Raw genomic sequence first — 24,978 nt, forward strand, 5'->3', positions numbered from 1 at the left:
CACGTTTTTGAGCACCGGCCCGCCGCCCCCGGGGAGGCCGCCACCGCACGCACAGAGAGGTGACGTCAGCGCCACGGGACAGTCCTCCTGCCACACCCCGCATGACAACTCACCCAGGGTGGCCACTCATGAATATCGGGAAGAAAAACGCGCACAGAGCCGAAGCGATGAAGGGCGGTGCCAAGAAGACGACCGGCCGTGCCACCGGCAGTCGGCGCCTGCAGGCGGAAGGCCGTGGAGACCAGGTCAAGGACAATCTCAAGCAGGCCGGGGCAAAGATCAGGGACGCCTTCAAACACTGACCATCCCGTAAACCCGACCAAGGCGACGCCGAGGGGCGTTGCGGAACCACGGCCATGAAAGAAAACAGCTCACCGAGCAGATCCAGGACTTGGAAGGCCGGCCGGCCCGGCTCGTGAATCGCCACGCACCGCGGCTGCTCACTGTGCTGGGCATCGGTGCGGACACGGCTGTCACCTTGCTGATCACGATGGGGGGACAACCCGGAACGCCTGGGCAGCGAGGTGTCCTTCGCCGCGCTGTGCGGGGTCAGCCCCAGCGTTCCTCGGGCAGTCGGCAGTACCGGTGTCTCAACCGTGGCGGCGACCGGCAGGCCAACGCCGCCCCGCACCTGATCGTGCAGACCCGCCTGCGCGTCGACCCGCCGCCCAGCACTACGACGAACGCACGCGCTGCGGAACGCCTGCGGGATCGCCTCAGCTGAGGGTTCTCTCCCGTGTTCGTCTGTTCCCATGCTTCAGCGCCAATGCGGAAGGCTCCATGCCGCGACGCGGCCCCAAGGGCGGCCAGGCCGGGGGTGGGGTGCGGGATGATCCGGGCCGGCTGAGGGCGCAGAGCCGCTTGTGATGACTTTCCCGGGTGCCGCTGGTCGGTGGCGACTGCACTCTCGCGCTGCCCGGTCGGCTGCGCTTCGGTAGCCGACCGGTCGATGTCCCACGTCTCGCTGCCCTGCTCACGCCGCCCGCTCCCAGCAGTAGGTTTGCCTCGCTCCGTCTCATGCGAATGCACTGGGGCCGATTCGTACGCAACACGGGCATGGGTGCGGATGAAGGGGTACACGCTGCGTCGGTCGGCCGTTGCGGCGGCCGGCAGCGGCTGGCTCGACTTTGGGGAGGGGAAAAATATGGCGCTCATGAGCACCCCGGTAGTGGACACGCAGACGGCCCGGTTGCCGGAGGTCGCTGACCCCTCCCGGGTGGCGCCGAAGGACGCCCGCGAGCTGTCGCGGTTGTTCTTCGACCAGCTGGCGGTGCTGGAGGAGGGCACGCCCGAGTAGGTGATGTTCTTCGTCCTCAGCACGCCGGGATCGGGCGTGAACGGCAGGCCGCTCAGATACCCGTAGACCGCCAGCAGGGCGCCGTCGGTCAGTACGTCCATGAGCAGTGCGGTCGCCGCTCCGCTGACACCGTCAAGGCCGAGGAGCACCGGATCGGATCCGATGGCTTCCCGCACGCGCGCGCCGACGTCCGCGGAGTCGACAACCACGATGTCGGCGCCGAGGTCCTGGAGTTCGGTCACGAGTTCCGCGCGGCGCACGATGTTGATCGTGCGCAGCCCTCGGAGTCAGTCCCATCGAGTACTCCTCGGGAGGCCGGAGCTCGCGGCGGCTCGACCGTGGTGGCGACCGGCCGGCGAATGCCGCATTGCACCGCATCGTGTTCATCCGGCTGCGCCACGACCCGCGCACCCAGGCGTACTACGAACGCCGCACCCGGGAGGGCAAAACCCGACTTGAGATCATCCGATGCCTCGAGCGATATGCCGCCCGCGAGGTGTTCAACCTGGTCAGACGGTCTCTACCGACCCCCCGTTAGGTCAGAGCCTTGTGGCGTGAGTGCGTCCGCGGGGTTGGTGACTTGCCTGTGATCGCTTGTGAGAGCGCGGGGCAGAGGGAGAAGCCCCACCCGGGCACTTCGGGTGGGGCTTCTCCCTCTCACGGATCCCCCCCGCTGGCGCGGGTCTGCTCGGCTCAGGACTCGCGAGTGCCTGGCCCTGGCCTAGGGTGCGGCTCTTGCCCACCCGGGGCATCTCGGGGACGCCGGAGAGCCGGATTCCCGGTCACGTTGGGATTTCAGGTCATGTCAGCCCGGCCGGTCGGTGAGGCATGGTCGGCGCTGGAACCGCCCCGATGTCCCGGCGGCTCTGCCGGCTGCACCCATGCACCAGTACCGAAACCCATGGCTGAGCCGACAGCTCGACCCGCGGATCAACGCGCCGTGCCGACCTCCGGCGTGGATCGAGCAAGCCCGCTGCCTGTCCCCTGTGTTGTCCTGAAGGCTTCAGGCCGCGGCTGGAACCGAGTGCACAAATCGAATCTGTAGGGGCGGGCGTGCAGATGGCTGAGGTCGGCGATGAGGTACGGGTCGGATGGTGCGGATTCACCAGCTCAAAGGGGAGGGAGGCTACGCATCGCGGCGGGTGCTCAGGGCCACACCCTCTCGGCCGCTTGTCTGATTGACGGACCATCTGCCCTGTCCGTACGCTCCGTTTGTAATGACGGCCTAAGGAAGCTGGTGAGATTCCAGCACGGTCGCGCCACTGTGAACAGATCCTCCCAAGGGCGGGTCTGGAGTCAGACCCTGGGCCGTCACGACGCTCCACCGAACTGAGGGACGCACGATCCCCTGAAGGAGGCTCACGCCCATGAGCAGCATGTCCGCGCCCGCCGCGCTTCCCACCCCGGTTGTCCTGCCGGCCGCGAAGGCGGTGTTCTGGCTGGTCGGGACCGCGTTGATCGCACTGGCCATCTACTACTTCATCGGTGTCGACCAGGGCGCCTACTCCGTCTTCGGCAAGGACGTGCACGTCCACGAGTTCGTGCACGACGCCCGCCACTTCCTCGGCTTCCCCTGCCACTGACGAGAGCCGGCACGGACACGGATATCTGAACATGGAAAAGAGACTCATACTGCGTGGCGTCATCGCCGGCGCAGTCGCTGGTCTGCTCGCCTTCGTCTTCGCCCGGATCTTCGCCGAGCCCCAGATCAACAAGGCCATCGACTACGAGAGCGGCCGTGACGCCGCGCAGGAGGCTCTCGACAAGGCCGCCGGAATCCCGGTGGGGGCTCCGGATCCGGACATCTTCAGCCGGACGATCCAGGCCAACGTCGGTGTCGGCGTGGGCATGGTGTTCTTCGGCATCGCCATGGGCGCCCTGTTCGCTGTCGCCTACGCCGTCTGCCTCGGCCGGGTCGGCAACCTGCGGCCGCGCAACCTGGCGATGCTGGTGGCTCTGGGTGGCTTCCTCGGCATGTACCTGGTGCCGTTCCTTAAGTACCCGGCCAACCCGCCGGCGATCGGACACCCGGACACGATCAAGGACCGCGGCAACCTGTACCTGGCCATGCTCCTCTGTTCGGTGGTGTTCCTGATCGGCGCCGTCTGGCTCGGCAAACGCCTCCAGCCGCGCTTCGGCAACTGGAACGCCACGCTCCTCGCCGGCGCCGGGTACGTCGTCGCCATCGGCGTCGTGATGGCGTTGCTGCCGCAACTCGGCGAGCTCTCCGCCAACGTGCACGAGTACGGCCACCACGCCACGGAGACGCCCCTGCCCCTGACCAACTCCAAGGGTGCCATCGTCTACCCGGGCTTCCCGGCGGACGTGCTGTTCTCCTTCCGCTTCTACTCCGTAGCCGCCCAGGCGCTGCTGTGGGCGAGCCTGGGTCTCGTCTTCGCGCCGATGGCGGAGCGGCTGCTCGATGCGGCGATCCGGGCATCGGCCAAGCCGGCGCCGAAGCAGCCGGAACCTGTCGGCGCAGCATGACGCACCTAAGGGCCACGCTTCTGCAACGAGGCGTGGCCCTCAGGTCGTTCTTGAGGTGCCCGTGGCCTCATGCTCTACGGCGCCACGGATTCTCCCTGCGCCGAGGCGACAAGGGGCCTGCCGAGCCGTAGGTTCCAGCGGCCGGCCCGTCCGCTGAGTTCCGTTGCCGTCAACGGCGCCACGTCAAGCCTCCAGAAAGACGCCTCCGGCAAGCCCAGCACATGTGCCACCGCGGCCCGAACCACCTCCGGCTCGACCACGGCGATCGTACGGCCGTCCGTGTGCTGCGCGGACTCCAGCCAGCGCCCGACCCGATCGCACACGTCCCGCACCGACTCGCCGCCGTGTGCCGCCCAACCGGGGTCGGTGAGCCAGTGCCCCACCGCCTCCGGCTCGGCCGCCCCCACCTCGTCCAGGGTGCGCCCCCGCCAGCGGCCCACATCCAGGCCGCCCAGCTCCGATGTCTCCACGCCATCGAAGCCGAGTGCGACCGCCGTCTCCCGGCAGCGCACACTCGGGGATGCGACCACACGAGCGGGCGCGGCCAGCGATCCGGCGGCCTCACGGGCGCGGGCCGCGCCGATGTCGTCGATCGAGTCGCCGTCGTAGAAGCGGGCCTGCCGCAGCGACGGGCTCGTGGCGGGCGCGACGAAAGTGAGACGGCTGGTCATGTGGCTGCTCCTGTCGTCGGTGTCATGGGGTGCGCCTCTCCACGGCGTACGGCACGTACGTGCGCCGGTCCGGTCGATGGCGAGGCGTCCGCCGGACGGGGGCTGGCCCGCTGGGCGCAGTCGCGGCGCTCGCAGATCCGGCAGCCCAGGCCGATGGGGGTGGCGGCGCGGGGATCGTCCAGGGCGATGCCCTCGGTGTGGACGAGCCGGTGGGCGTGCCGCAGCCCGCAGCCGAGGGCGACGGCGAACTCGGCGCGCGGGGCGTGGTGGCCGAACCCGCCGCGGGTGATGGTTTGGGCGACCCAGAAATACCTTTTCCCGTCCGACATTTCCGCGACCTGCGTCAGTATCCGGTACCGGACGTCCTCGGCTGTCGCGTGGAAGGCCGAGTACGGCATGAGTACGGCGCCCGCGAAGTAGTTGGCCAGGCCGATGCGGGCGAGGGCCAGGGACTCTGGTGAGGTCAGCTCGGTGGCGCTCTCGGCGAACTGCGCGAGGAGCGGCCCGTGCTCCAGCAGGGCTAGCTGGGTGGCGAGTTGGAAGGCACACTGGCCGTTCCGGTCGCCGGGCCATGCGCGCACCTCCTCGGTCCCCTGGCTCACCTGCGAATCTAGCATCCGCAGGATTCGCAGTTTTCGCAGACCTGGACTACCCGGCCGGGCTCGCCTACCACCTCATGGGCTTCGACATCCCCGCCTTCACACCGATCTTCGTGATGAGCCGGATCATCGGCTGGACGGCCCACATCACCGAACAGCTCACCCACAACGCGCTGATCCGGCCACTCGCCTCCTACGACGGACCGGGGCAGCGGCCGGTTCCGAGCGCCTCGTAGCCCGCCATCGAGCAGGAGACGTACACGCTCGGCAGGGCCGGGGCGCGAGCGCCCCGGCCCTTGTTCCTCGACCGGCTCAGTACTGGGACAGCTCACTACGGACCGTGCGGGTGGCTGCAACCAGGTTCTCCAGGGAGGCGCGCGTCTCAGGCCAACCACGGGTCTTCAAACCGCAGTCGGGGTTGACCCACAGGCGTTCCGCGGGGATGGCCTTGAGGCCGGTGCGCAGCAGTTCGGCCGCCTCCTCGACGCTCGGAACGCGCGGGGAGTGGATGTCGTAGACACCGGGTCCGGCCTCGCGCGGGTAGCCGTGCGAGGCCAGTTCACGGGCAACCTGCATGTGGGAGCGGGCGGCCTCCAGGCTGATGACATCGGCGTCGAGGTCGTCGATCGCCTGGACGATGTCGCCGAGCTCCGCGTAGCACATGTGCGTGTGGATCTGGGTGTCCGGACGCACCCCGGCCGTGGAGAGTCGGAACGCCTCCGTGGCCCAAGCCAGACAGGCGGCACGGTCGGCGCTGCGCAACGGCAGGGTTTCGCGCAGTGGTGCGCTCATGCCGACGTGAGCGTCGTGTCGGCGTATCGGACCATGTCGCCGCGTTGGACGAGGCCGCCACTCAGACAGAGTTCCGTGTCGACAGCGTGAAGTTCCGCGGGCTGTCCGGCAACTCCAGCCAGGGCGGCCCGCATTCGCGTCTGGGCGCCTCCGCTCGGCGTGCCGTGTGGTGCGGTCAGCGGGTGACCATGAGTTTGCGGACGCCGTAGTTGGTGCCGGTGAAGTCCATGGGGACCTCTTCCAGCGGGGTGGCGAGGCGTAGGCCCGGGAAGCGCTGGAAGAGCTTGGGCAGGACGGTCCTGAGTTCGGCGCGGGCGACGTTCTGGCCGAGACAGGCGTGGACGCCGTAGCCGAAGCCCATGTGGCGGGCCATTTTGCGGTCGATGTCGAGGGTGTCGGGGTCCTGGAAGGCGCGGGGGTCGCGGTTGGCGGCGTTCATCGCGACGACGACGAGGTCGCCCTTCTTGATCTGGGCGCCGGCGAGTTCGAGGTCCTCCTTGGCGACGCGGCCCAGGCCGAACTGGACGATGGTCAGGTAGCGCATCAGCTCCTCGACCGTGGTGCCGATCTTCTCGGGGTGGGTCAGCAACTGCTCGCGCTGCTCGTGGTGGGTGAGCAGTGTGAGGGTGGACAGGCCCATCATGGCGGCCGTGGTGTCGTGTCCGGCGAACAGCAGCAGCACGCCGAGACCGATGAGTTGCTTCTCGGTCAGGGCCGAATCCTCGCCGTCGGTCTTGTTGATGAGTTCGGCGAGGATGCCGTCGGTGGCGCCGGTGCGGCGCTTGTCGGCGACGAGCTGGGTGATGTAGTCGATGAGCCAGTGGGCGCCCTTGTCGCGCTCCTCGCGGCTCTTGGCCATGTCCATGAGGTCGACGGTGGCCTCGTGGAAGCCGTCACGGTCCTCGTAGGGGACGCCGAGCAGCTCGCAGATCACCAGGCAGGGGATGGGCAGGGCCATGGCCTGGACGAAGTCGAACGTCTCGGGGCCCGCGGCGATGGCGTCCAGGTGCTCATCGACGATCTTGTCGAGGTAGGGCTGGAGCTTGTTCTGTACGGCCTTGGGAGTGAAGCGGGCGGTGAGCAGGCGGCGGTAGGCGCCGTGCTCGGGCTCGTCCATCATCACGAAACCGGCGTCGAAGGGGGCGTCCTCACCCGCCTCGGCGACCTCGCCCTCGGGGGTGTCGTGGCGCGGGCGCCTGGCGCTGAGCCGCGGGTCGGTGAAGACCTGGCTGCCCTCCTCGAAGCGGGTGACGAGCCAGCCGTTGGAGCCGTTGGGGAAGCGGACCTTGACGATGGGCTGGTCCTCGCGTAGCCGCGTGTACTCGGCCGGCGGGTCGAGAGGGGCGTCGGCCTCGCGGGTGACGGGCTGGCTGATGAGCGGCTCGGTCATTTCTGCTCCTGCGCGGTGGGGGGCTGGGCGGCGCTGTGCGCGTCGATCGCGGCGGTGACGCCGGTGTGGGTGGCGGTCGCCTTGCACCAGCCGGTGTAGACGGCCAGGTGCAGGACGGCCTCGCGGAGCTGATCCGCACTCAGTTCGCCGTTGACCAGCGCGCCGTTGGCGATGATCTGGACGAGTTCGGGTCGGCCGACGGTGGCGGCGACGCCAAGGGTGAGCAGTCGGCGGTCGCGGACGGACAGGCCCTCGCGGCCCCAGACCTGGGCGAAGAGGTAGTCGACGGTCTCGGTGCTGAAGGGGTCGCTGCCGTCCTGGACCGCGGTGCTGAAGCCGGGGCCGTACGCCTGGTCCATCATGTGCAGGCCGTAGGCGTGGACGTCGTCCTTCGCCGCTGCCGGGACCGGTGCCGGTTCACTGTCCAGTTGGAGGGTGCGGCGGGCCTGCGTACGTACCGCTTCGACGAGGGGGGCCTGGACGCCGAGGGTGGTGGCGAGGTCCCGGGCGGCATCGAGGTCCTTGGTCATCAAAGGTTCGATCTGCCGGCCGACGGCCTCGGGCAGCACACCGGCGGCGTCCTGCATGCGCAGCAGTTGCAGCAGGGTGCGCCCCTCGGGGTCGGCCGCGTCGATGACCTCGGCGAGCCGTGCAGGGTCCACGCCGGCGGCGCGGGCCAGTGCGGCGGCCTCGGCGACCGTGCGCCAACTGCCGTAGGTGACGACGTTGCGGGCGATCTTGGTGGCCATGCCGGCGCCGGGCGGCCCACAGTGCACCACCTTCTTCGCCCAGCCCTCAAGGACGGGCCGGGCCTCGTCCACCGTCTTCTGTTCTCCGCCGAGGATGGCCACCATGCCGTTCTCGGCGGCCTTGTCGCCCGGGGTCACCCCGCAGTCGAGGAAGCCCACGCCGTGTTCGGCGCACAGGGCGGCCAGTTCGTGGACGACGGGCAGGGCGACGGTGGCGAGCAGGACGACGGTCAGGCCCGGCCGGGCCGCGCGCAGCAGGCCGTTCTCGCCGCCGATGACCTCGCGTGCCTGGTCGGCGTTGACCACCGCGACCATCACGACGTCGGACGCGTCGGCCACCTCGGCGGGCGAGCCGAGCGGTTCGGGCACACCGGCCAGGTCCGCGGCGGCGTCGGGGCGGACGTCGTAGACCGCGGGAACCCGTCCGCTGCGGGCCAGGCTGACGGCGACACCGCCGCCGATCATTCCCAGGCCGATCACACCGGCCCGGAGGGTGTCGCTCATGCCGCACTCCCGGTGAGAAGGGGGGCCGCCGTGGCGACCTGTGCCCGGTAGCCGCGCAGGGCGCGGACCATGTTGATGCCGACCGCCGCGCAGGTCCGGCCGTTCCTGCCGTACAGGGCGACCAACTTGCGCTCGGCCGTGCTGCCTTCGACGATGCGTACCTCGTCGGCGCCGCGGGTCCGGCCGTAGATCTGGATCTTCAGGTCGTACTGGTCGGACCACACGTAGGGCACCGGATCGAAGGGTGTGGCACGCTCCGGCCCGGCCAGGATGTTGCGGGCGACGGCCAGGCCCTGCTCGGCCGCGTTCGTACGATGCTCGATACGCCAGGGTTCACCGGTGCGGGCGTGGAGCCAGCAGGCGACGTCGCCCGCTGCCCACACCCCGGAGCCGGCGTACAGGGTGGTGTCACACTCCACCCCGTTGCCGACCGGGACGCCGCTGCCGGTGAGCCACTCAGTGTTGGGCTGGGCGCCGATGCCGACCAGGACGGCGTCCGCAGCCAGGGTGCGGCCGTCGGCGAGACGCACCCCGCACGCCCGCCCGCCGTCGGTGAGGACACGGTCGACGAGGGCCCCGGTCTCGATCCGTACGCCGTGCTCGTGGTGGACGGTGCGGAGCAGAGCGCCCAGTTCGTCGCCAAGGGCGTCGCCCATCGGTTGGGCGGTGTCGGTGACGAGGGTGACCTCGCAGCCCAGGCCGCGTGCCACGGCGGCGGCCTCGGCACCGACGAAGCCGCCGCCGACCACGACCAGATGCGGCCTGGAGGCGAGGTCCTCGCGCAGCGCGAGCGCGTCCTCCAGGGTGCGCAGGACGTGCACCCCGTCCATCGCTTCGGTGCCCGGCAGCCGCCGGGCCCGGGTGCCGGTGGCCACCACCAGGGCGTCGTAGCCGACGAGGCTTCCGTCCGCCAGGGCGACCTGGCCGGCCGTGGTGTCCAGCGCGGTAGCCGGTTGACCCAGGCGCAGTTGGAGGCCGAGGGCTGCGAGGTCGTCCTCGCCGCGCAGACGGAGCCGGTCGGTCTCCCACGCGCCGGACAGCAGCTGCTTCGACAGCGGCGGACGGTCGTAGGGAAGGTGCTTCTCCTCGCCGATCAGCGTGAGCGACCCGGTGTACCCCTCGCGCCGCAGTCCCTCGACGACGCTCAGTCCGGCCGCGGAAGCGCCGACCACGGCGATCCGTGACAGAGCGGCGGCCGCGGCGCTCACACCCGCACCTGGATCACTGCGGCCGGGCAGACCGCCGCGGCCTGGGCCACGTTCTCGGCCTGCTCGCTCGGCGGATTGCCGTCGAGCAGGACCACGACGCCGTCCTCGTCACGCTGGTCGAAGACCTCCGGCGCCGCCAGCACGCACTGGCCGGCGCCGCAGCACTTGTCGAAGTCGATGGTGATGTCCATGGGGGGATCCACTTCCGTCCAGCCCGCGGAAACGGGCGACGTGCGCCAGGCGTCATATGGTTGCCCTAAGCACCTAACTTAGTTCAGTGGCGACTGTACTCCTGCACATGCGGGGCAGCAACCAGCCCCCGGGGAGGGTTGGTGGCGAAGTGAAGGACGTGTGGGTGTGAGGTGCCCGACCGGGCGCTGCTCCTCTCATCGGGAGGCGGCGACTTCCGCTACGGCCGCGGGCCGTCCGGCTTCGGGGCGCTCCTGAGTTCCCTGATCCTGCGCGACGCCTCGGTCTCGGAGTCGCCTGCGACGAGGAGAGGGGCGCCGGAGGCGCCGGCGACGAGCGAGTCGACCAGCCCGTCGGCGAGCTGCAGGACCAGGTCTTCCGAGGACTCGTCGCGGTAGAGGCTGTGGTGCAGCGAGACCATGCCGTGCAGCCCGGCCCACAAGGTCTGCGCGGCCTGTTCCACCGGCAGGGACAGGCCGAGCCCGTTGTCCACGCAGCCGCGCAGGCCGGCGCGCAGGCTCGCGGAGATGAGGCGGGCCGGGTGGCCGCTGATCCTTTTCGGATCCGCCGCCGGCTGGTGCACCTCGAACATGAGCCGGTAGTGACCGGGACTGCTCATGGCGAACCGGCAGTACGCATGCGCCTGTGCCCGGACCCGGCTCCGCGGATCCGTGTCGTCACCGGCCAGGGCCGCGGCGGCAGTCATCTGGGCGGCCAGTTCGCCGTAGCGGTCCTCCAGCGCTGCCCACACCAGCTCCGTCTTGTCGCTGAAGTGGAGGTAGATGCTTGGCGCGGAGATGCCCACCTCCTTGGCGACTGCGCGCATGGTCAGCCGGTCGGAACTGCCCCATTCGCCCAGCAGCCGCTGGACCGCGGTCACGATCTCTCGGCGCCGCTGCGAGCCCTGCTCGTCCCGCTGACCGCCACCGGCGGGCCGTGTCTCCATGGGCGTGCACTTCCCTTCGGCTACAGGTTAACCAGCACCTCCCCGTGTCCGGGAGCCGACCACGATGCGGCTTCCGTACCGACCACAGGACTGAACCGCGGGGAGCCTCGCCCGCAGAAGGTAGGTTGGGTGCGGTTCCTTTGGTGGGAGCCAACGACGGCACCGGGGTGTTCACCATCCCCAAGCGCCCCATCCGCCGACGGCTGCAGCAGCTACCTCGGTTCGTGATCACCAAGGGCGGAGAGTACTTGTTCGTGCCCGGAATCCGGGGCAGATTGCTGACCTTCGTGGCCGCGTCGAGGCCCTGGAGTCGGGTGGCGCGAGCGGGGCCGCTGACCCGCCGTGCCGGGCGGGCACGGGGCGTGCGTTCAGATTTTCCTACGAGGTTCAAGGCGGGCCCTGCCCGCCGGAGTTGGCCGCCGTCGCCGACGAGCCCGCTGTTCACTCGGGAGGCCAGCGCTGTAGGCGACAACCGCCCAGATCCCCGGACTGACCGGAGTCGGGCTCCTGACGGAGCAAGTTGTCGCCTGCGACCGTCCTACGGCCGGATCGCAGGCACAGGGCCGACCAGGGGGCCTACCCCATCACGTGCGTCGCGCAGGCTCACCGAGGGCGGTGGCTGGCACCGCCTCCAGCGGGGAGCGGGACCCCCAGAGGCGCACCCTCTCGGCGGGCCCCTATGCACCCGGGCCGCCGCGTCGCCGCACTGGCGGGGGCACCATCACGCCAGCGGGGGTGAACCTCTGCCGATCCAGCTGTCCGAGGCCGCGGGGCCGTCCTACACTGCTGGCGTGACCGCTGCATACGACTACGAGGACATGCACCACCTGGTGGACCGGCTCACCCCGACCCAGGTGCGACGCCTGCGCCTGCTCGTCACCCAGGATGAGGAACTGTCCCAGGTTGCCCAGTCGCTGCCGGCAGTCGACGCGAACGAGGACGAGGAGTCGGTCCCGTCCGGGCTGCTGGCCCTGATCGGCAGCGTGAATGGCCCAGAGGATCTGGCTGAACGGCACGACGACTACATCCGCGAGCGGATGCGCGAGCGCTTCGGCGACTCGGCGTGATCGCCACGGTCCTGGACACCGGACCCCTGGCTGCGGCGTTCAACGCGGCCGACCGGCGTCACCCGGAGTGCGCCTCCCTCCTGACGTCGCTGACCGGCCGCCGTCTGCTGCCCAGCCCGGTCATGACCGAGGTCTGCTGGCTGCTGGAGCGCTGGCCCCAGGTCGAAGCGGCGTTCCTCGCCGAGGTCGCACGGGGAACATTCGAGCTGGTCCACCTCACTCCCACCGACCTGACGCGCATGGGTGAGCTGGTCCTCCAGTACGCCGACTTCCCGCTCGGCGGGGTCGACGCCTCGGTCATCGCGGTGGCTGAGCGCTTCGACGTGGACCGGGTAGCCACCCTCGACCGGCGGCACTTCAGCGTCGTCAAGCCCGCCCACGTCCCCGCGCTGACACTCCTGCCGTAGCCCGACCAGAGGTCTATACCTCTGACGGCAGCGCTGACGGCAACAAGTGCGGACGCCAGGGCACAGTCGCGGACGCCAGCGGAGCACGAAACCGCCGATGACCTGCGAAAACGCAGGTGGGGAGGGATCGCGTAGCACACGTACTTGATGGGGATCTTTGAAAACGGCCGGGGCCGCTCCTCGCCCCCACTTGCTTGGTCTTTGAAGTGTGTGAGGAGGATGGGGATCGAAGAGCGGTCCTTGATCACCAGGATGTAGGTTTTGGCCATGACTGGTGACTGGCGGATGGACCGGATCGGGGCTGCACTGAGGGGCGAGAACCCGACCGTGCTGCGACGGTTGACGTCGGGGTTCGCGGTGATCGGGGATGTTCAGTTCCTGCCGGGCTACTCGGTTTTGCTGGTGGACGAACCGGGTGTGCAGCGGCTGTCGGACCTGCCGAGGGCGAAGCGGCTGTCGTTCCTGTCTGACATGGATCAGCTCGGTGAAGCCGTCGAGCGTGCTTGTCGGCGGCTGGACCCGGCTTTCCGCCGGGTCAACCTGGAGATCCTGGGGAACACGGACCCGTTCTTGCATGCGCATGTCTGGCCCCGGTTCGAGTGGGAGCCGGCCGATGTGGTGGGCAAGCCTGTGTGGCTCTATCCGCGTGAACGGTGGAGTGACGAGCAGTTCAGGCTCGGTCCGCGGCATGACGTACTGCGGGAAGCGATCGGCAGCGAGTTGGACCGGTTGCGATCGGGGACCTGACTGTTGCGGGGCCGCCGACCGTCAGGTCGGCGGGCCCGGTGATCGGTGACGGTCAGCCGATGCTCACTGCAGGCGTCTGAGCGGGACGATGTCGGTGACGCGGTTGGTGATCGTGGGGCGGGCGGCTTCCTGGGTGGCGAGCAGGGCGACGATCGTGACGGGCTGGTCGCAGTGAGGACAGTTCCGGACGGCCGTCGGTGCCAGGGGGTCGATGGTTCCGGGAGCCGTCGGCTGCGGGACGGGCGGAAGGGCTCGGGGGTGTTCCCCGAGGCGGCGTGCTCGTTCCTCGTCGCGGATCCGGTTGCGTTGCCTTTCCGACTCGCGACGGCATTCCGGCGAGCAGTAGACCTGTCGGAGTCGGGGGTTCGCGGTGAAGATTCCCTCGCAGACCGGGCAGGTGTGGGCAGCCAGGCCGGCGGGAGCGCGTCGGTGGGCGGCGCTCTTGCAGCGGGGAGAGCAGTAGATCTGTCTCGGGCTCGGCATGAACTCACCGTCACAGACTGGGCAGTTTGCGGGTCTGGGGGTGAGCTGGTCGTCGTTGTGGTTGGGGTCAGGAGACACGTGCGTTGACTCCCTTGCGCATGGCGTCGGCCTGGTTCTGGTGGCCGCGAAGTCGATAGGAGGGCGATCCCGACGTTGGTCGTGAGGATCGTGCTGGACTTGAGATACCTCTGGTTGATCACCTGGAACAGGGCCGAGGCTCCGTCCTCGGGCAGCGGCAGATAGCCGAGCTCGTCGATGATCAAAAGCTTCGGGCCTGCGAAGAACCGCATGCAGGTCTTCCAGCGGCCTTCGAGGGCGGCCTTGTGGCACTTGGCGGCGAGTTCGGCGGCGGTGGTGAAGTAGACGCGGTGGCCGGCGTCGACGGCCGCTCGTCCAAGGGCGACGGACAGCATGGTCTTGCCCACTCCGGGCGGGCCGACAAACAGCACGTTGGAGGCGTCGTCGAGGAAGCGGAGGGTGGCCAGGTCGCGGATCAGCTTTTCGTCGACGCCGGGCTGGGCTGCGAAGTCGAAGTCGGCCAGGGTCCAGGGCTCGGGCAGGCAGGCGAACCGTTCCCGGGCGGCGAGTTTGCGGGCTTCGGTGGCCTCGACCTCGATCTCCAGGAGCCGTTCCAGGGCTGCGGTCAGTGACATCCGCTCGGTGCGGGCCTGGTCCAGGACCCTGTTCAACGCCTCTGCTGCGTCGTTGAGTTTGAGGTAGGACAGGTGGCCTCTGAGCTGCTGGAATCGGCGGGCTTCGCTCACCTGCATCGGTGACGTACTCACTCCGGGTTCTCCTCCTGCTTCGGTGAGGGGACACTCCGCAGCCGGTCGGCCACGGCGGCATAGTGGGTCAGGTCGATCACGACCCGTTCGGCTGAACTGCCGGTCGCGGGCCCTTCGCGCAGGCGCTCGGCTTCGGCCAGAGCTGCGGCTGACGGCGGTTTGCGGACCTTGGTCTTGCAAGGAGCCCGGTCGGAGAACGACGACAGCACCGCTCTCTCCAGGGCGATGACGTGTCCGTCGTCCCGGACGGTCTGCCCGGCGCCTCGCGGGGCTCGGCGGTGGCAGGCAACGACGGCCCGGCCGGCGGTGACGATCCGCAGGTCGTCTTCGCCGAGCCGGTGCAGGACCCTGACCGTGACGCCGGGCAGGCCGGGCGGGACGGAATAGAAGTTGCCGTCGAAGGCGACCAGGCTCTGCGGACTGACGGTCCGCTCGACCTCCAGCTCGGCCGGGAACGGCCGCACCGGGATGTCGAGCAGGGGCTCGGCCGCGGCGAGTTCACCGACGGTGGTGACCGCTCCGTCGATCCGCCGACGCCGGTCGTCCATCCGGAGCGAGAGCTTGTCGACACCGGACTGGGCCTGCACGACCGTTAGGCCGTCGGGAACCGTGCGCCACCAGCGTTGAGCCGCCGAGTGGTTGGCCTTCTCCACCACTCCCTTGCGGTTGCCGCGGCGGGGAGGGCAGATGTCCACCCCGACCCCGTAGTACTTGGCAACGGCGGCGAACGCCGCGGTGACCTGGCCACTGGAGGGATAGCAGACGGTGGCCATCCGGTCGAAGCGCCACCGGCGGGCGGTTCCGCCCAGCTTGCGCACGACATCGTCCAGGGCCTGGACCAGATGAGGGAAGTCCTCCGACTCCGCCAGCACCGCCCTCCACCGGCCCGAATGCGCGAGAGCCCCGACCAACAGATGCGCGTGCGCACCCACCCCCCATCCCTCGGGCGGATCGGGCAACTCCAACCAGTCGAACTGAACCTCTTCGCCCGGTGGATGCGCGATCACCGCGACGTCGCGGCCGGTCGCGGCATGACAGGGCTCACAGTGCGGTCGGACGCGATAGCGGCGAAGGGCGCGGGTGAACGTCGAGTACGCCCCCTCATAGCCGAGCCCCACCACCTCGTCGAACAGCGTGGACGCCCACAGGTGCGGGTCATCAGCGAGGCGCTGCCGGCAGTACGGAAGGAACGGCACGAACGCGTCAGGCGCCTGACGCCGCTGACCGGCGGTTCGCTCACCATTCAGATAGGCCCGGATCGTCTTGCGGTCCCGGCCCAAATGCCGGGCGATCGCCGAGATCGTCCATCCCTGCCGACGCAGTGCATGAGCATCCACGTCTTCCTCCTGCGTAAGCATCCAGGCCCCCGAACAGGCCGAACTTGCGCACGCAGGCTTTCCGGACCAACCGCGATATACGACGACACACCGGGCAAGATCACACGATGGATGGGGAGATCAACAGAGCAGGTTTGCCCCACCCCTTAGCAGCACGTGGGGAGATTCAAGAAGCGCCATCACAGCCCGCCCACCTTCTTCCCGCCGTCCCACCCAGACGTTGAGCGCGGGATGTTCGCCGCTGCCCGCAGTGACTGCGAGTCCACAATGGCGGCCGTCGGGTCCGGCGAACGGCTTTCCTTCTGACGCACCTTGTCGCGCAGCCGGTCGTGGAGCTCGGCAAGCAGACCTGTCACCTGCCAGCGGCGGGCGAACGCGTGCACCCGCCGGTACGGCGGGAAGTCACAGGGCAGGTTGACCCACTTGACGCCGTTGTCGACGACGTAGCGGACCGCGTCAAGCATCACGCGGTGGCAATAACCCTCCGGCCGCCCGCCCCGCCCCTGCAGCCACGCGGGGACCGGCAGCAGCGGCCGGATGACCTGCCACTCCGCCTCCGTCAGGTCGGAGCCGTAACACCGGACGCGGTCCGGCCCGTCCGCCGCGTTGCCGAACCTGTGCGCGAGACAGTCACACGCCGGAGACGGCGCGTTGGACTCCAGGGACGCGAGCACGAAAGACTGTGGCAACAGGGCCTCCTGGACTGCTCGGACGGGATCGCACCCCCGAACTACCAAGAGGCCCTGCCTTCATGCGCCGCTCCTGCCGCGATCACCCGATCAGGACCCCTGTTCGACCAGACAAGCCCGTCGAGCGGTAAGCGGAAGCCTTCTCAGGGACGATGAGGGCGTGGCTCCAGCCGCCGGGACCGGCGAATAGATCATGATCCGCCTCACGAGGCTGGCTCGGAATTCTCCTGCACCGGCTCGGCTTCGCCACGGCAGGCCCAGGGAAAGCTGCCGTCGACTACCCCGTTCTCCACCTCCTCCACAGCGGTTCGGGCGTCCAGTTGTCATAGCCGACCCGGCCCTACGGGAACGATTGTCCAGCCTGGGCAACCGCGAGCTGTTCCGCACCCGCGCGCGCCTCAGCCTGCCCGACGGGAACGGCGAGGGCGATGAGGACACCGTGGCGCAGGCCACCCACATCACCCTGAGCCTGCTGGCCCAGCGCATCGAGCGGCCTGGGCGAGGCGGCCGATGACCGCCGCCCGGTCGGTGGCGGTCACCCACACCACCACGTCCACGGCCCGCTCGGCCAGAGCGGTGCGCGCGTAGTCGGCGGCGAGGGGACTTGCCCATCCCGACCAGCGCACGGCAACGGCGCCGCGGCCGCGGCGGCCCGGCCGTGGAGGACCGTCGTACCCCCGCTGGGTGGGCGTGGACGCATCCGAGCCGGGGTTTTATGACTTCGCCTCACGCGCCGTGAAACGGTATCGCAGCGAGCTGCGGGAGCTGACCGGGTGGCAACGAGTGTACGAAGGCCGACCTGGTCAAGCTCGTCTCGCATCTGGTGGACGTGATCTGGCACGACGAACGCCGCGAGGAGCAGGTGCGGGCCGAGTGCGCTTATCCGTTTTCCTTTCTGTCGCGCGGTCGGTGCCCGAGGTCGGTGTCTGGAACGCCGCTCTGCGTAGGTGTGGACGCCGGCGGGGAACCGTCCCTGCTGCCGGCAGGGCAGGAGTGGGGACGGGCGTCCGCTGGTCAGGCGTCGATGATGATGGGGATGATGAGGGGCCTGCGGCGGTGGGTCCGGAAGGCCCAGTTCGCCACGGCACGGGCGATGAGCTGTTCCAGCTGGTGTGCGTCCCCGACGCCTTCCTCGGCCGCGGTCGCCAGAGTCTTTTCGATGACGGGGATGACCGGTTCGAAGGTGGTGTCGTCGTGGACGAACCCGCGGGCCAGGAAGTCGGGTGTCTCGGCGAGGGCGCCCGTGTCGGCGTCGACGATCGCCACCACGGTGACCACGCCTTCCTGCGCGAGGGTGACGCGGTCCTTCAGGGACGCCTCGGTGGCGCCGCCGACCTCCATGCCGTCCACGTAGACGTTGCCCGCGGGCACCTTGCCGGTGATCGACGCACGCCCGTCCACGAGGTCGACGACCACGCCGTCCTCGGCGATGACCACCCGCTCGGGATCGACCCCCGTACGGATGGCCAGGTCGGCGTTGGCCCGCAGGTGGCGCCATTCGCCGTGCACGGGCATGACGTTGCGGGGCTTGACGATGTTGTAGCAGTACACGAGTTCACCGGCGCTGGCGTGCCCGGAGACATGCACCTTGGCGTTGCCCTTGTGAACCACGTGGGCGCCCCACCGGGTCAGTCCGTTGATCACCCGGTAGATGGCGTTCTCGTTGCCGGGGATCAGCGAGCTGGCCAGCAGGACGGTGTCGCCCTCGCCGATGCGGATCACGTGGTCGCGGTTGGCCATCCGCGACAGCGCGGCCATCGGTTCGCCCTGGGAGCCGGTGCACACCAGAGTGATCTTGTGGTCCGGGAGCTTCTCCAGCTCCTTGGTACTCACGACGAGGCCGCTGGGCACCTTCAGGTAACCGAGGTCGCGGGCGATGCCCATGTTGCGGACCATCGACCGGCCGACGAAGGCGACCTTGCGGCCGTGCTGGTGGGCGGCGTCCAGGACCTGCTGGATGCGGTGCACGTGGCTGGCGAAGCTGGAGACGATGACCCGGCGCGGGGCGGTGCGCATCACCTGCTCGATCGCCGGGTTCAGTTCGCGCTCGGAGGTGGTGAAGCCAGGGACCTCGGCGTTGGTGGAGTCGGTGAGGAAGAGGTCGACGCCTTCCTCGCCGAGGCGGGCGAAGGCGCGCAGATCGGTGATGCGGTCGTCCAGCGGGAACTGGTCCATCTTGAAGTCGCCGGTGTGCAGCACCATCCCGGCACCGGTGCGGATCGCGACGGCGAGACTGTCCGGGATGGAGTGGTTGACCGCGACGAACTCGCAGTCGAAGGGTCCGAAGCCGCGCCGGTCGCCTTCGCGGACCCGGACCGTGCGCGGCCTGATGCCGTGCTCTTTGAGCTTGGCCTCCAGGAACGCCAAGGTCAGCTTCGAGCCCACGACAGGGATGTCGGAGCGCTCGCGCAGCAGATACGGCACGCCACCGATGTGGTCCTCGTGGCCGTGGGTGAGCACCACGGCCACGATGTCGTCCAGGCGATCACGGATCGAGGTGAAGTCCGGCAGGATCACGTCCACGCCGGGCTGGGTCTCCTCGGGGAACAGCACGCCGCAATCGACGACGAGCAGCTTGCCGACATGCTCGAAGACGGTCATGTTGCGGCCGATCTCACCCAGACCGCCCAGGGCGACGACCCTCAGCCCTCCTTCAGGCAGGGGAGGGGCGGCTTGCAGTTCGGGATGCGGATGACTCATATTCTGACGTTACCGGAGAGTCTGCCGAGGTGATCCACTGGCTGCCCGACCAGCCGGTGCATCACGGCGCGGCCGCGGCGGTCGGCGCGTGGAGCGGGGCTGCGCCCGCGCCGGCAGCGACGACGAACTGCCCTGCTGGATGCCGTCATCGCTGCCACCAACGACCTGTCCGGCGAAGCGGACGTGGCCGTGGCCAGGTCGTACGCCGGGTGCGCGCTGCCTGACACTCTCGGACGTTGATCGGCGAGCATCGGCGTCTTCCGCCAGGCGGCCCGCCGACAGCGTCGACCGCCTCACCGAGGCCCCGTCGGTTGGGGGTTCTCCGCGGCACCTGACGGCAGCCCTGGTGAAGAGGCTCCCGGAGCCGTAAGCGACGAGCATGCCGCGTAGTGCCCGGATGCTGCCATGAGAACACCCGCGCCCCCCGCGGCCTGAGGTGGGCGTGCCCGCCGGTGTCCCGGGCCGCGCATCCGCGCGTGTCTGAGGTGTGCCGCGGGCTCGTTTCCTCTGGTGACGGGGGTGTGGGCGTGTAGCGTCTGCGTCAGCTGTCGTGGTTCGGAAGTGCCCTTTGTCCACGCCTTTGGTGTGGGCGTTTTGCTGTGCTGTGCCGCAGGAACCAGGGCGATCACCTCCGCCTTACACATGGAGTGGGAGGCGTTCATCGACTGGAAGGCATGAGACATGGCTACGGGAACTGTGAAGTGGTTCAACGCCGAGAAGGGCTTCGGCTTCATCGCCCAGGACGGCGGCGGCCCGGATGTCTTCGCCCACTATTCCGCGATCAACTCCTCGGGCTTCCGTGAGCTTCAGGAGGGCCAGATCGTGACGTTCGACGTCACCCAGGGCCAGAAGGGCCCGCAGGCCGAGAACATCAACCTGGCCTGACCTTCCCCACCCCCCCGCCCGCGCTCGGCGTGCACGGCTGCCCCATGCGGCCGTACCGCCCGACCCGAACAACGGACGCCTGGACTTCTCCGGCGCGTCGGCGGGATCTGAGATGCACGGATCAGGGCCGCGCAGCGGCTGTGCGGCCCTGATCCGTGTGGAGAGCGGCATACCGCGAGGATGGGGCTGGCGCGGGGCAGCGTGCCACGCATAGAAGCTCATCGTCCCGCACTGCGGGGTGCCTCCAGTTGAGCTAGTTGGGGTGTGCGGTCAGCGGGGTGGGTGTTCCCTTCCAGGTGAAGCTGGCGCAAGGTGCTTTCTGTCTCGTGTCTGAGGTGTTCGGGAGAAGCCAGACGCTGCCACAGCGGGTCGGGGCGGCAGGGGACGGTGGCGCCGCGTGCGGCCCATTCCGCGGCGAGCTGTGTGTATACGGGTGTGCCCTGGTCCGGGGCTTCTGCTGGGGTCTGGCCACGGGCGTGCGAGGGGTGCCTTCGGCGCGTTTGTTCAGGAAGACGGGCGTCGGCTCTGCGTTTGCCGCTGCCTGCCTGTGCGCCGGGGCTGGAGGTCGTCCAATGATCATCCGTCACGTTCGTCAAAACGATTCGTCCGCCCTCTTGGACACCGTTTCTGGTCCGCTGCGACGACCTCGGCCACCGTCCTCCCTCAGCGAGGTGCGACACCGTTGGGCTGCCGGGCCGTAAACCGGTTGGTCTGTCTGGTCGTTGGGTGGTCTGGGACGACTCCCGCCCCGGGATATTGCCCCGAGCGCTCGCCAGTGGGGCCCTGCGGGCCGGGCACCTGACCTCGCTCCGCCCCAGCAGTCCCGCCGAGCGGGAGTGCGTGGAACGAGAAGCTGCCAAGGCGGCGCGGAGGACGGCCGGCCGGCTGGCGCGTTCCGCCTATGAGTTCCGCCTGTGTCAAGGCGTTTGTCGGCGGTGGTTCGCTTCCTGGAGGGCACCCTTGTATCTCTCCGCGGCTTCGGGGGGCCGGCCCGCGCGGGCGCCGAGGTCGGCCGCCAGCAGCCTGTTGAGGGCGCTGGGGTTGCTGCTTTCGGCGTACTCGAGCAGGTGCAACAGGGCTGTGAGCTCACCCTGGCGGAGGTACAGGTGGGTCAGGGGGTCGGCGGCGCGGGAGACCAGTGCCCGCCGCACGCGGTTCTCGTAGGCGCGTCTGTGCAGGTCGGCGAAACGGATCTGGGGTTCCTCGAACAGGCAGGGCTGGCCGGGAAGGTAGGGGGCCAGGCTGTCCAGCAGCATGGGGAAGTCCTGGCCCTCCTGACGGTAGGACGGCTGTTCGCTGCTGCCGATTTGGCCGGGTCGAGACGGAAAGCGTCGACGAAGGCCGCGATGAGCCGGGGCTCGGGAAGCAGGCCGGACCCGGGCCAGCGGACACCGGACAGGTACCGGTCTTCCTTGTCTGCGGTGTAGAGACACCAGCCGGACGTGGCCGCCCAGTGGAACCCGCAGTCGCCCCCGCCATGCTGATCCTGGAATGCCTGCGTGAACGAGATGGCGGCCTCGACATCGAGGTACGCGCCGTCCGTGTCGCGCCAGGGACCGCAACTCTGAATGCCGGTCACCGGCAGATCCGTTTCCAGGAGGCACTCGGCGACGGCAACGGCATAGTGGCCCGCCCGCCTCGAAAGCTCAGCTGACATCTGGGGACTCGGTTCGCTGGCCACGGAACTCTCTCTCCGCTGTCGGGATGGGACGGTGACGTCGCCGTAGATCCTGCCGGGCCGGATTGGCGTCCGGCGCAGTGGGCGGCGCGCGGCAGCCCGTCCCGCCTCGCGTCCATGGGGTACGGCGGCTGGTGAGGGTAGCGACCTGAACTCGGCGCGGCTGGCACTGCTCCCTGGGTTGCGCCTCGGCGGCGCCGGGGGAGCGGCCGTGTCGTTCGAGCTCGATCACCTTCTCACGGGCCATGCGGAAATCTATGGTGGCCAGAGTAGACATTGGGTGGTGGCTTGGTTATGGTTTCTCTCGTAGCCAGGAAGACAGCAGGGCCCGGCAGACACGAACTGCCAGGTAGCAGTATGTAGTTGCAGTGCGCAGGACGGTGCGGTGGTGGAGTTTCGAAGCCAGGGTTGTTGCAGGACGGCGACGGGACTGACGACCGGACCGGGTGGCCCGCAGTGATCAGGGGCCGCCGTGAGCAGGACCGCGTTTGACGCGGTGGCAGTACCTGTAAGTGCAGTTCGTGGTACTCAGCAGTGAAGTCAGTGAGCAGTACCTCGGTGAAGGCGTCGGCTGCGGGCGCGCGCGCCGGGAGGTTCGGCAGTGGGGTTCCAAGCCACAGCACAGTAGTCGCAGGACGGGCGACGGGGCTGGCTGCCGAAGAGTGGCGCTGTGACAGGCCACTGCGCGGTTCGCATCACCAGCAGTACGCAGTTCCCGTTTGGTAAGTGATTGATCCCAGAGGGATAGAACGGAGGGGCCGAGCGCCATCAGGATCGCCCGGGCGGAAGTCTTGAACCCGGGTACCGCAGGACATCGATAGTGAGGTGGTCTCCGGTCACGCATCCGCGATCCCCGCATTCCCCGTCCTCTCCCGGGCGGGCGTGCGGACACAGAAGGCCGGCGCAGTATCAGGGCCGGTAGATGGTGTAGAAGTTCCTTCGGGGCCCTGGTGCCGTACGGCACCAGGGCCCCTCGACGCGCTCCATAGAGAGGTGCAATGACAGCAGACGATTCGTTCGGCCGTCTCGATGACGACGACTACCCCGCCTACACGATGGGCCGGGCCGCCGAGTTGCTCGGCACCACCCAGGGCTTCCTGCGCGCCATCGGCGAAGCCCGCCTCATCACCCCGCTGCGCTCCGAGGGCGGACACCGCCGCTACTCCCGCTACCAGCTGCGCATTGCCGCTCGCGCGCGGGAGCTCGTCGACCAGGGGACCCCCATCGAGGCGGCCTGCCGCATCGTCATCCTCGAAGACCAGCTCGAAGAAGCACAGCGCATCAACGCCGAACACCGCCGCGCCGCCGCATCAGCGAACCCGGCGGCCGTAGCCTGACGCGCTGTGGACCAGCCACTCCGTCTTCCGGTCCGGTACTCAGCTCGGCCTCGACGGCAGGCCGTTTCAACCCCTGATCCGCTGCGCTCTTGTGCTGGCTGGCGTCATCGGGGGAGGGAAGGTGAGGGGGTCAGGATGCCCCGGCGCCTTCACACGGCCGTCAGCTGCATGACGGCATTGGCCGGGCAGGCAACAGCAGCCCGACGGCAGGGCTCCGGTGATGACGTCAGCGGAGCCTCTTCCCGTTCCTACCGCGCCCTCAGTCATCACAGATGCCCCTGTGCGAACGGTTCACGGAGATGACCGTGCGCGCGATGCCCGGTCCTGTCCGAAGCTGTCAGGCGGCCGGGACGAGTTCGGCGCGGCCGAACAGAGCTGGTTGAGGATGCGGTCCAGGAGGGCGGTTCCGACAAGGTGGCAGATGACGGCGAGGACGGCTCCGGTGTCCCAGCGGGCCACCGCGGGAGTGGTACCTGTGCAGGTGGCGAGGTCCTTGACGAAGCCGGTGAGCGGTTGAGGGCCGGGGATCTGGCTGGTGAAGGCGAGGGCGGCCTCAGTGGGCAGGCGGGCGGCGAGGTCGACGCGTTCGTCGCCGGTGAGCTGGTGGCCCAGGGCCCTCAGCACGGCGCGTGTGACGTCCTCGGCGCGCTCCCAGGTGAAACACGAGGCGGCGCACGGTCCGTTACACGGTCGGCTGGAAGATCACGCCCGAGGACGAGTCGGCGATCGCGAGGCTTCCCGAAGGCGCCTGGGAGATCTCGCTGAAGCAGGACGGCGACCTCCAAGCGGGCTGCCAGATCGCGGAGTTGACCTACCTGAACACCCGCGACGGCTGGCCGGAGGGCATGCGGCTGATCGTCCGCCGCGTGCGTTGAAGGCGATCTTTCGGGCGGCCGCACACGTCATAGCGCCCTGGCGGCCACGGTAGCGGCTGACGACTCCGCTCCTTTTTTTGGAACGTTGCACTGCGAGTGAGTCAATATCTGTGCTCTTGAGGTGAGAGTTTGACGGACCATGCCATGAGGGTTTTGACGGACGATGCAGTGAGAGTTTTTGCCGCGACGAGCGGAGTGGAATTACTTAGCCGACGCGGGCCGTTGCGGCGTGCTACTGTCCATCTCAGTTGCAGTTGTGGTTCCCGAAACTTCAAGTGCTCCGACCTGGCTCTTGCCGGGGAGGGTGCTTTTGTATTTCCGGTCATTTCCGGGCGGGGTAATCATCGCGGCGACACGGCGTCCGCACAGTGCGGATTCCGGTGCACTGCCCCAAAGGAGATATGACATGACTGCTGGTACCGTGAAGTGGTTCAACGCGGAAAAGGGCTTCGGCTTCATCGAGCAGGACGGTGGCGGCGCTGACGTGTTCGCCCACTACTCGAACATCGCCGCCCAGGGCTTCCGTGAGCTGCTCGAAGGCCAGAAGGTGAACTTCGACATCGCGCAGGGCCAGAAGGGCCCGACGGCCGAGAACATCGTTCCGGCCTGACGCTGACGCATATTTGTAGCTGGGGCCCGCATCCTTCGGGGTGCGGGCCCCAGCTGCACCCATTTCCCGCAGCGGTTTCACTCGCGGGACGGCTCGGAGAAATCCGCAGTCTCACCACACGCTACTCCTCCTTCGGGGATGCAGGCGCATCCTGAAGAGCTGCACCGCAGTCGACGCCCGGATTTGACGTCCCCACTGCGTCACCTATTTCAGTATCTCCGCCCGCGCGGATTCCCGTCGGCCGGATTTGCTTTGACATCGGTCCATACTTGTAATTCCGTGCTGCTCATCGCTTGCGGGAATTCCTTGATATGTGCCACATCGAGGAAGGTTCCGCATGAACCGCACACGTACGAACGACCGCTCCGCCCGCACCCGTAATGGCAGTACCGCCGCCGGAAAGGGCGGCAGTCGCATGGGCTTGCCGGCACCGCGCCGTTCCGGCGGCCCTGCCCGTTCCGGCGGTTACGGCCGTCGGCCCGCCGCGGTGCAGGGGGAGTTCGCGCTCCCCACGACGATCACCCCCGCGCTGCCCGCCGTGGAGGG

Annotated in this window: 23 protein-coding genes and 7 pseudogenes; 14 read left to right on the forward strand and 16 right to left on the reverse strand. The window is 68.9% G+C overall.

Features of this window, described 5'->3' with window-relative positions:
* Positions 1-128: 128 nt before the first annotated feature.
* The 5 genes and pseudogenes from ACZ7OO_RS40670 (at position 129) to ACZ7OO_RS40690 (ending at position 3,784) form a co-directional block, all read left to right on the forward strand.
* On the forward strand, positions 129-302 hold the full coding sequence (locus ACZ7OO_RS40670) for a CsbD family protein (protein WP_471512447.1): 174 nt from the start codon (positions 129-131) through the stop codon (positions 300-302).
* Between the two features lie 842 nt (positions 303-1,144).
* Positions 1,145-1,294, forward strand: a pseudogene (locus tag ACZ7OO_RS40675) (RNA polymerase sigma factor SigF); the annotation flags it as partial.
* 298 nt (positions 1,295-1,592) lie between these two features.
* On the forward strand, positions 1,593-1,835 hold the full coding sequence (locus tag ACZ7OO_RS40680) for a transposase (protein ID WP_471512465.1): 243 nt from the start codon (positions 1,593-1,595) through the stop codon (positions 1,833-1,835).
* An 829-nt stretch (positions 1,836-2,664) separates the two neighbouring features.
* The gene (locus ACZ7OO_RS40685; RefSeq protein ID WP_471512448.1) at positions 2,665-2,880 is read left to right on the forward strand and encodes a CbtB domain-containing protein; all 216 of its coding nucleotides are present in this window, start codon (positions 2,665-2,667) and stop codon (positions 2,878-2,880) included.
* 31 nt (positions 2,881-2,911) lie between these two features.
* Positions 2,912-3,784, forward strand: a complete 873-nt coding sequence (locus tag ACZ7OO_RS40690) for a CbtA family protein (protein ID WP_471512449.1) — start codon at positions 2,912-2,914, stop codon at positions 3,782-3,784.
* Positions 3,785-3,858: 74 nt separating this feature from the next.
* Here ACZ7OO_RS40690 and ACZ7OO_RS40695 read toward each other — a convergent pair whose 3' ends face one another.
* Together ACZ7OO_RS40695 and ACZ7OO_RS40700 are read right to left on the reverse strand one after the other, a co-directional pair.
* Positions 3,859-4,455 (reverse strand): histidine phosphatase family protein, encoded by a 597-nt coding sequence (locus ACZ7OO_RS40695; protein ID WP_471512450.1) that lies wholly within the window; start codon positions 4,453-4,455, stop codon positions 3,859-3,861.
* Between the two features lie 22 nt (positions 4,456-4,477).
* Positions 4,478-5,012 (reverse strand): annotated as a pseudogene (locus ACZ7OO_RS40700) (short-chain fatty acyl-CoA regulator family protein); the annotation flags it as partial.
* Positions 5,013-5,086: 74 nt separating this feature from the next.
* On the opposite strand from ACZ7OO_RS40700, the pseudogene ACZ7OO_RS40705 reads away from it, so the two are divergent.
* A pseudogene (locus tag ACZ7OO_RS40705) lies at positions 5,087-5,290 on the forward strand (citrate/2-methylcitrate synthase); the annotation flags it as partial.
* A gap of 76 nt (positions 5,291-5,366) precedes the next feature.
* Here ACZ7OO_RS40705 and ACZ7OO_RS40710 read toward each other — a convergent pair.
* The 6 genes and pseudogenes from ACZ7OO_RS40710 to ACZ7OO_RS40735 form a co-directional block, all read right to left on the reverse strand.
* A pseudogene (locus ACZ7OO_RS40710) lies at positions 5,367-5,834 on the reverse strand (5-methyltetrahydropteroyltriglutamate--homocysteine S-methyltransferase); the annotation flags it as partial.
* Positions 5,835-6,021: 187 nt separating this feature from the next.
* The gene (locus ACZ7OO_RS40715) at positions 6,022-7,236 is read right to left on the reverse strand and encodes a cytochrome P450 (protein ID WP_471512451.1); all 1,215 of its coding nucleotides are present in this window, start codon (positions 7,234-7,236) and stop codon (positions 6,022-6,024) included.
* Positions 7,233-8,489, reverse strand: coding sequence for an NAD(P)-binding domain-containing protein (locus ACZ7OO_RS40720; RefSeq protein WP_471512452.1), 1,257 nt, complete (start codon positions 8,487-8,489; stop codon positions 7,233-7,235). Before ACZ7OO_RS40720 ends, ACZ7OO_RS40715 begins: the two co-directional genes overlap by 4 nt.
* Positions 8,486-9,697, reverse strand: a complete 1,212-nt coding sequence (locus tag ACZ7OO_RS40725) for an NAD(P)/FAD-dependent oxidoreductase (protein WP_471512453.1) — start codon at positions 9,695-9,697, stop codon at positions 8,486-8,488. The genes ACZ7OO_RS40720 and ACZ7OO_RS40725 overlap by 4 nt, the downstream gene beginning before the upstream one ends.
* Entirely contained in the window at positions 9,694-9,888 is a 195-nt protein-coding gene (locus ACZ7OO_RS40730) for a ferredoxin (protein WP_471512454.1), read from the reverse strand. The genes ACZ7OO_RS40725 and ACZ7OO_RS40730 overlap by 4 nt, the downstream gene beginning before the upstream one ends.
* 218 nt (positions 9,889-10,106) lie before the next feature.
* Positions 10,107-10,832 carry a TetR/AcrR family transcriptional regulator gene (locus ACZ7OO_RS40735; RefSeq protein ID WP_471512455.1) on the reverse strand — a complete coding sequence of 242 codons (726 nt, stop codon included), beginning with the start codon at positions 10,830-10,832 and terminating at the stop codon, positions 10,107-10,109.
* Between the two features lie 791 nt (positions 10,833-11,623).
* On the opposite strand from ACZ7OO_RS40735, the gene ACZ7OO_RS40740 reads away from it, so the two are divergent.
* The 3 genes from ACZ7OO_RS40740 to ACZ7OO_RS40750 all read left to right on the forward strand — a co-directional run bounded on the left by ACZ7OO_RS40740 (position 11,624) and on the right by ACZ7OO_RS40750 (position 13,053).
* Complete coding sequence (locus tag ACZ7OO_RS40740; protein WP_471512456.1) at positions 11,624-11,899, forward strand: hypothetical protein; 276 nt, start codon at positions 11,624-11,626, stop codon at positions 11,897-11,899.
* A complete protein-coding gene (locus ACZ7OO_RS40745) occupies positions 11,896-12,306 on the forward strand; it encodes a type II toxin-antitoxin system VapC family toxin (RefSeq protein ID WP_471512457.1) in 411 nt (136 codons plus the stop codon). The genes ACZ7OO_RS40740 and ACZ7OO_RS40745 overlap by 4 nt, the downstream gene beginning before the upstream one ends.
* A 267-nt stretch (positions 12,307-12,573) precedes the next feature.
* Complete coding sequence (locus ACZ7OO_RS40750; RefSeq protein WP_471512458.1) at positions 12,574-13,053, forward strand: diadenosine tetraphosphate hydrolase; 480 nt, start codon at positions 12,574-12,576, stop codon at positions 13,051-13,053.
* 63 nt (positions 13,054-13,116) lie between these two features.
* Here ACZ7OO_RS40750 and ACZ7OO_RS40755 read toward each other — a convergent pair whose 3' ends face one another.
* From ACZ7OO_RS40755 to ACZ7OO_RS40770, 4 genes and pseudogenes are all read right to left on the reverse strand, one after another.
* Positions 13,117-13,536 carry a hypothetical protein gene (locus ACZ7OO_RS40755; RefSeq protein WP_471512466.1) on the reverse strand — a complete coding sequence of 140 codons (420 nt, stop codon included), beginning with the start codon at positions 13,534-13,536 and terminating at the stop codon, positions 13,117-13,119.
* A 203-nt stretch (positions 13,537-13,739) separates the two neighbouring features.
* Positions 13,740-14,306 (reverse strand): annotated as a pseudogene (locus ACZ7OO_RS40760) (ATP-binding protein); the annotation flags it as partial.
* 11 nt (positions 14,307-14,317) lie between these two features.
* Entirely contained in the window at positions 14,318-15,658 is a 1,341-nt protein-coding gene (locus ACZ7OO_RS40765; RefSeq protein WP_471512459.1) for a Mu transposase domain-containing protein, read from the reverse strand.
* A gap of 179 nt (positions 15,659-15,837) precedes the next feature.
* A complete protein-coding gene (locus tag ACZ7OO_RS40770; RefSeq protein ID WP_471512460.1) occupies positions 15,838-16,347 on the reverse strand; it encodes a transposase in 510 nt (169 codons plus the stop codon).
* A gap of 352 nt (positions 16,348-16,699) precedes the next feature.
* On the opposite strand from ACZ7OO_RS40770, the gene ACZ7OO_RS40775 reads away from it, so the two are divergent.
* Positions 16,700-16,861 (forward strand): hypothetical protein, encoded by a 162-nt coding sequence (locus ACZ7OO_RS40775; RefSeq protein ID WP_388312019.1) that lies wholly within the window; start codon positions 16,700-16,702, stop codon positions 16,859-16,861.
* Positions 16,862-17,361: 500 nt separating this feature from the next.
* On the opposite strand, the gene ACZ7OO_RS40780 is transcribed toward ACZ7OO_RS40775, so the two are convergent.
* Positions 17,362-19,047, reverse strand: a complete 1,686-nt coding sequence (locus ACZ7OO_RS40780) for a ribonuclease J (protein ID WP_471512461.1) — start codon at positions 19,045-19,047, stop codon at positions 17,362-17,364.
* A 681-nt stretch (positions 19,048-19,728) separates the two neighbouring features.
* Between ACZ7OO_RS40780 and ACZ7OO_RS40785 the strand changes: the two genes are divergently transcribed.
* Positions 19,729-19,932, forward strand: a complete 204-nt coding sequence (locus ACZ7OO_RS40785) for a cold-shock protein (protein ID WP_097282459.1) — start codon at positions 19,729-19,731, stop codon at positions 19,930-19,932.
* 917 nt (positions 19,933-20,849) lie between these two features.
* Here ACZ7OO_RS40785 and ACZ7OO_RS40790 read toward each other — a convergent pair.
* Positions 20,850-21,188: a hypothetical protein gene (locus tag ACZ7OO_RS40790; protein ID WP_471512467.1), complete on the reverse strand. Its 339-nt coding sequence runs from the start codon at positions 21,186-21,188 to the stop codon at positions 20,850-20,852.
* Positions 21,189-21,274: 86 nt separating this feature from the next.
* Positions 21,275-21,589: pseudogene (locus tag ACZ7OO_RS40795) on the reverse strand (hypothetical protein); the annotation flags it as partial.
* Positions 21,590-22,608: 1,019 nt separating this feature from the next.
* On the opposite strand from ACZ7OO_RS40795, the gene ACZ7OO_RS40800 reads away from it, so the two are divergent.
* On the forward strand, positions 22,609-22,947 hold the full coding sequence (locus ACZ7OO_RS40800; protein ID WP_471512462.1) for a MerR family transcriptional regulator: 339 nt from the start codon (positions 22,609-22,611) through the stop codon (positions 22,945-22,947).
* 291 nt (positions 22,948-23,238) lie between these two features.
* Here ACZ7OO_RS40800 and ACZ7OO_RS40805 read toward each other — a convergent pair whose 3' ends face one another.
* Positions 23,239-23,571, reverse strand: a complete 333-nt coding sequence (locus ACZ7OO_RS40805) for a DUF2267 domain-containing protein (RefSeq protein WP_471512463.1) — start codon at positions 23,569-23,571, stop codon at positions 23,239-23,241.
* A 657-nt stretch (positions 23,572-24,228) separates the two neighbouring features.
* On the opposite strand from ACZ7OO_RS40805, the gene ACZ7OO_RS40810 reads away from it, so the two are divergent.
* Both ACZ7OO_RS40810 and ACZ7OO_RS40815 read left to right on the forward strand, forming a co-directional pair.
* Positions 24,229-24,432: a cold-shock protein gene (locus tag ACZ7OO_RS40810; protein WP_145830460.1), complete on the forward strand. Its 204-nt coding sequence runs from the start codon at positions 24,229-24,231 to the stop codon at positions 24,430-24,432.
* 337 nt (positions 24,433-24,769) lie between these two features.
* Positions 24,770-24,978: pseudogene (locus ACZ7OO_RS40815) on the forward strand (DEAD/DEAH box helicase); the annotation flags it as partial.

The sequence above is a fragment of the Streptomyces sp. NPDC111744 genome (assembly GCF_055634995.1).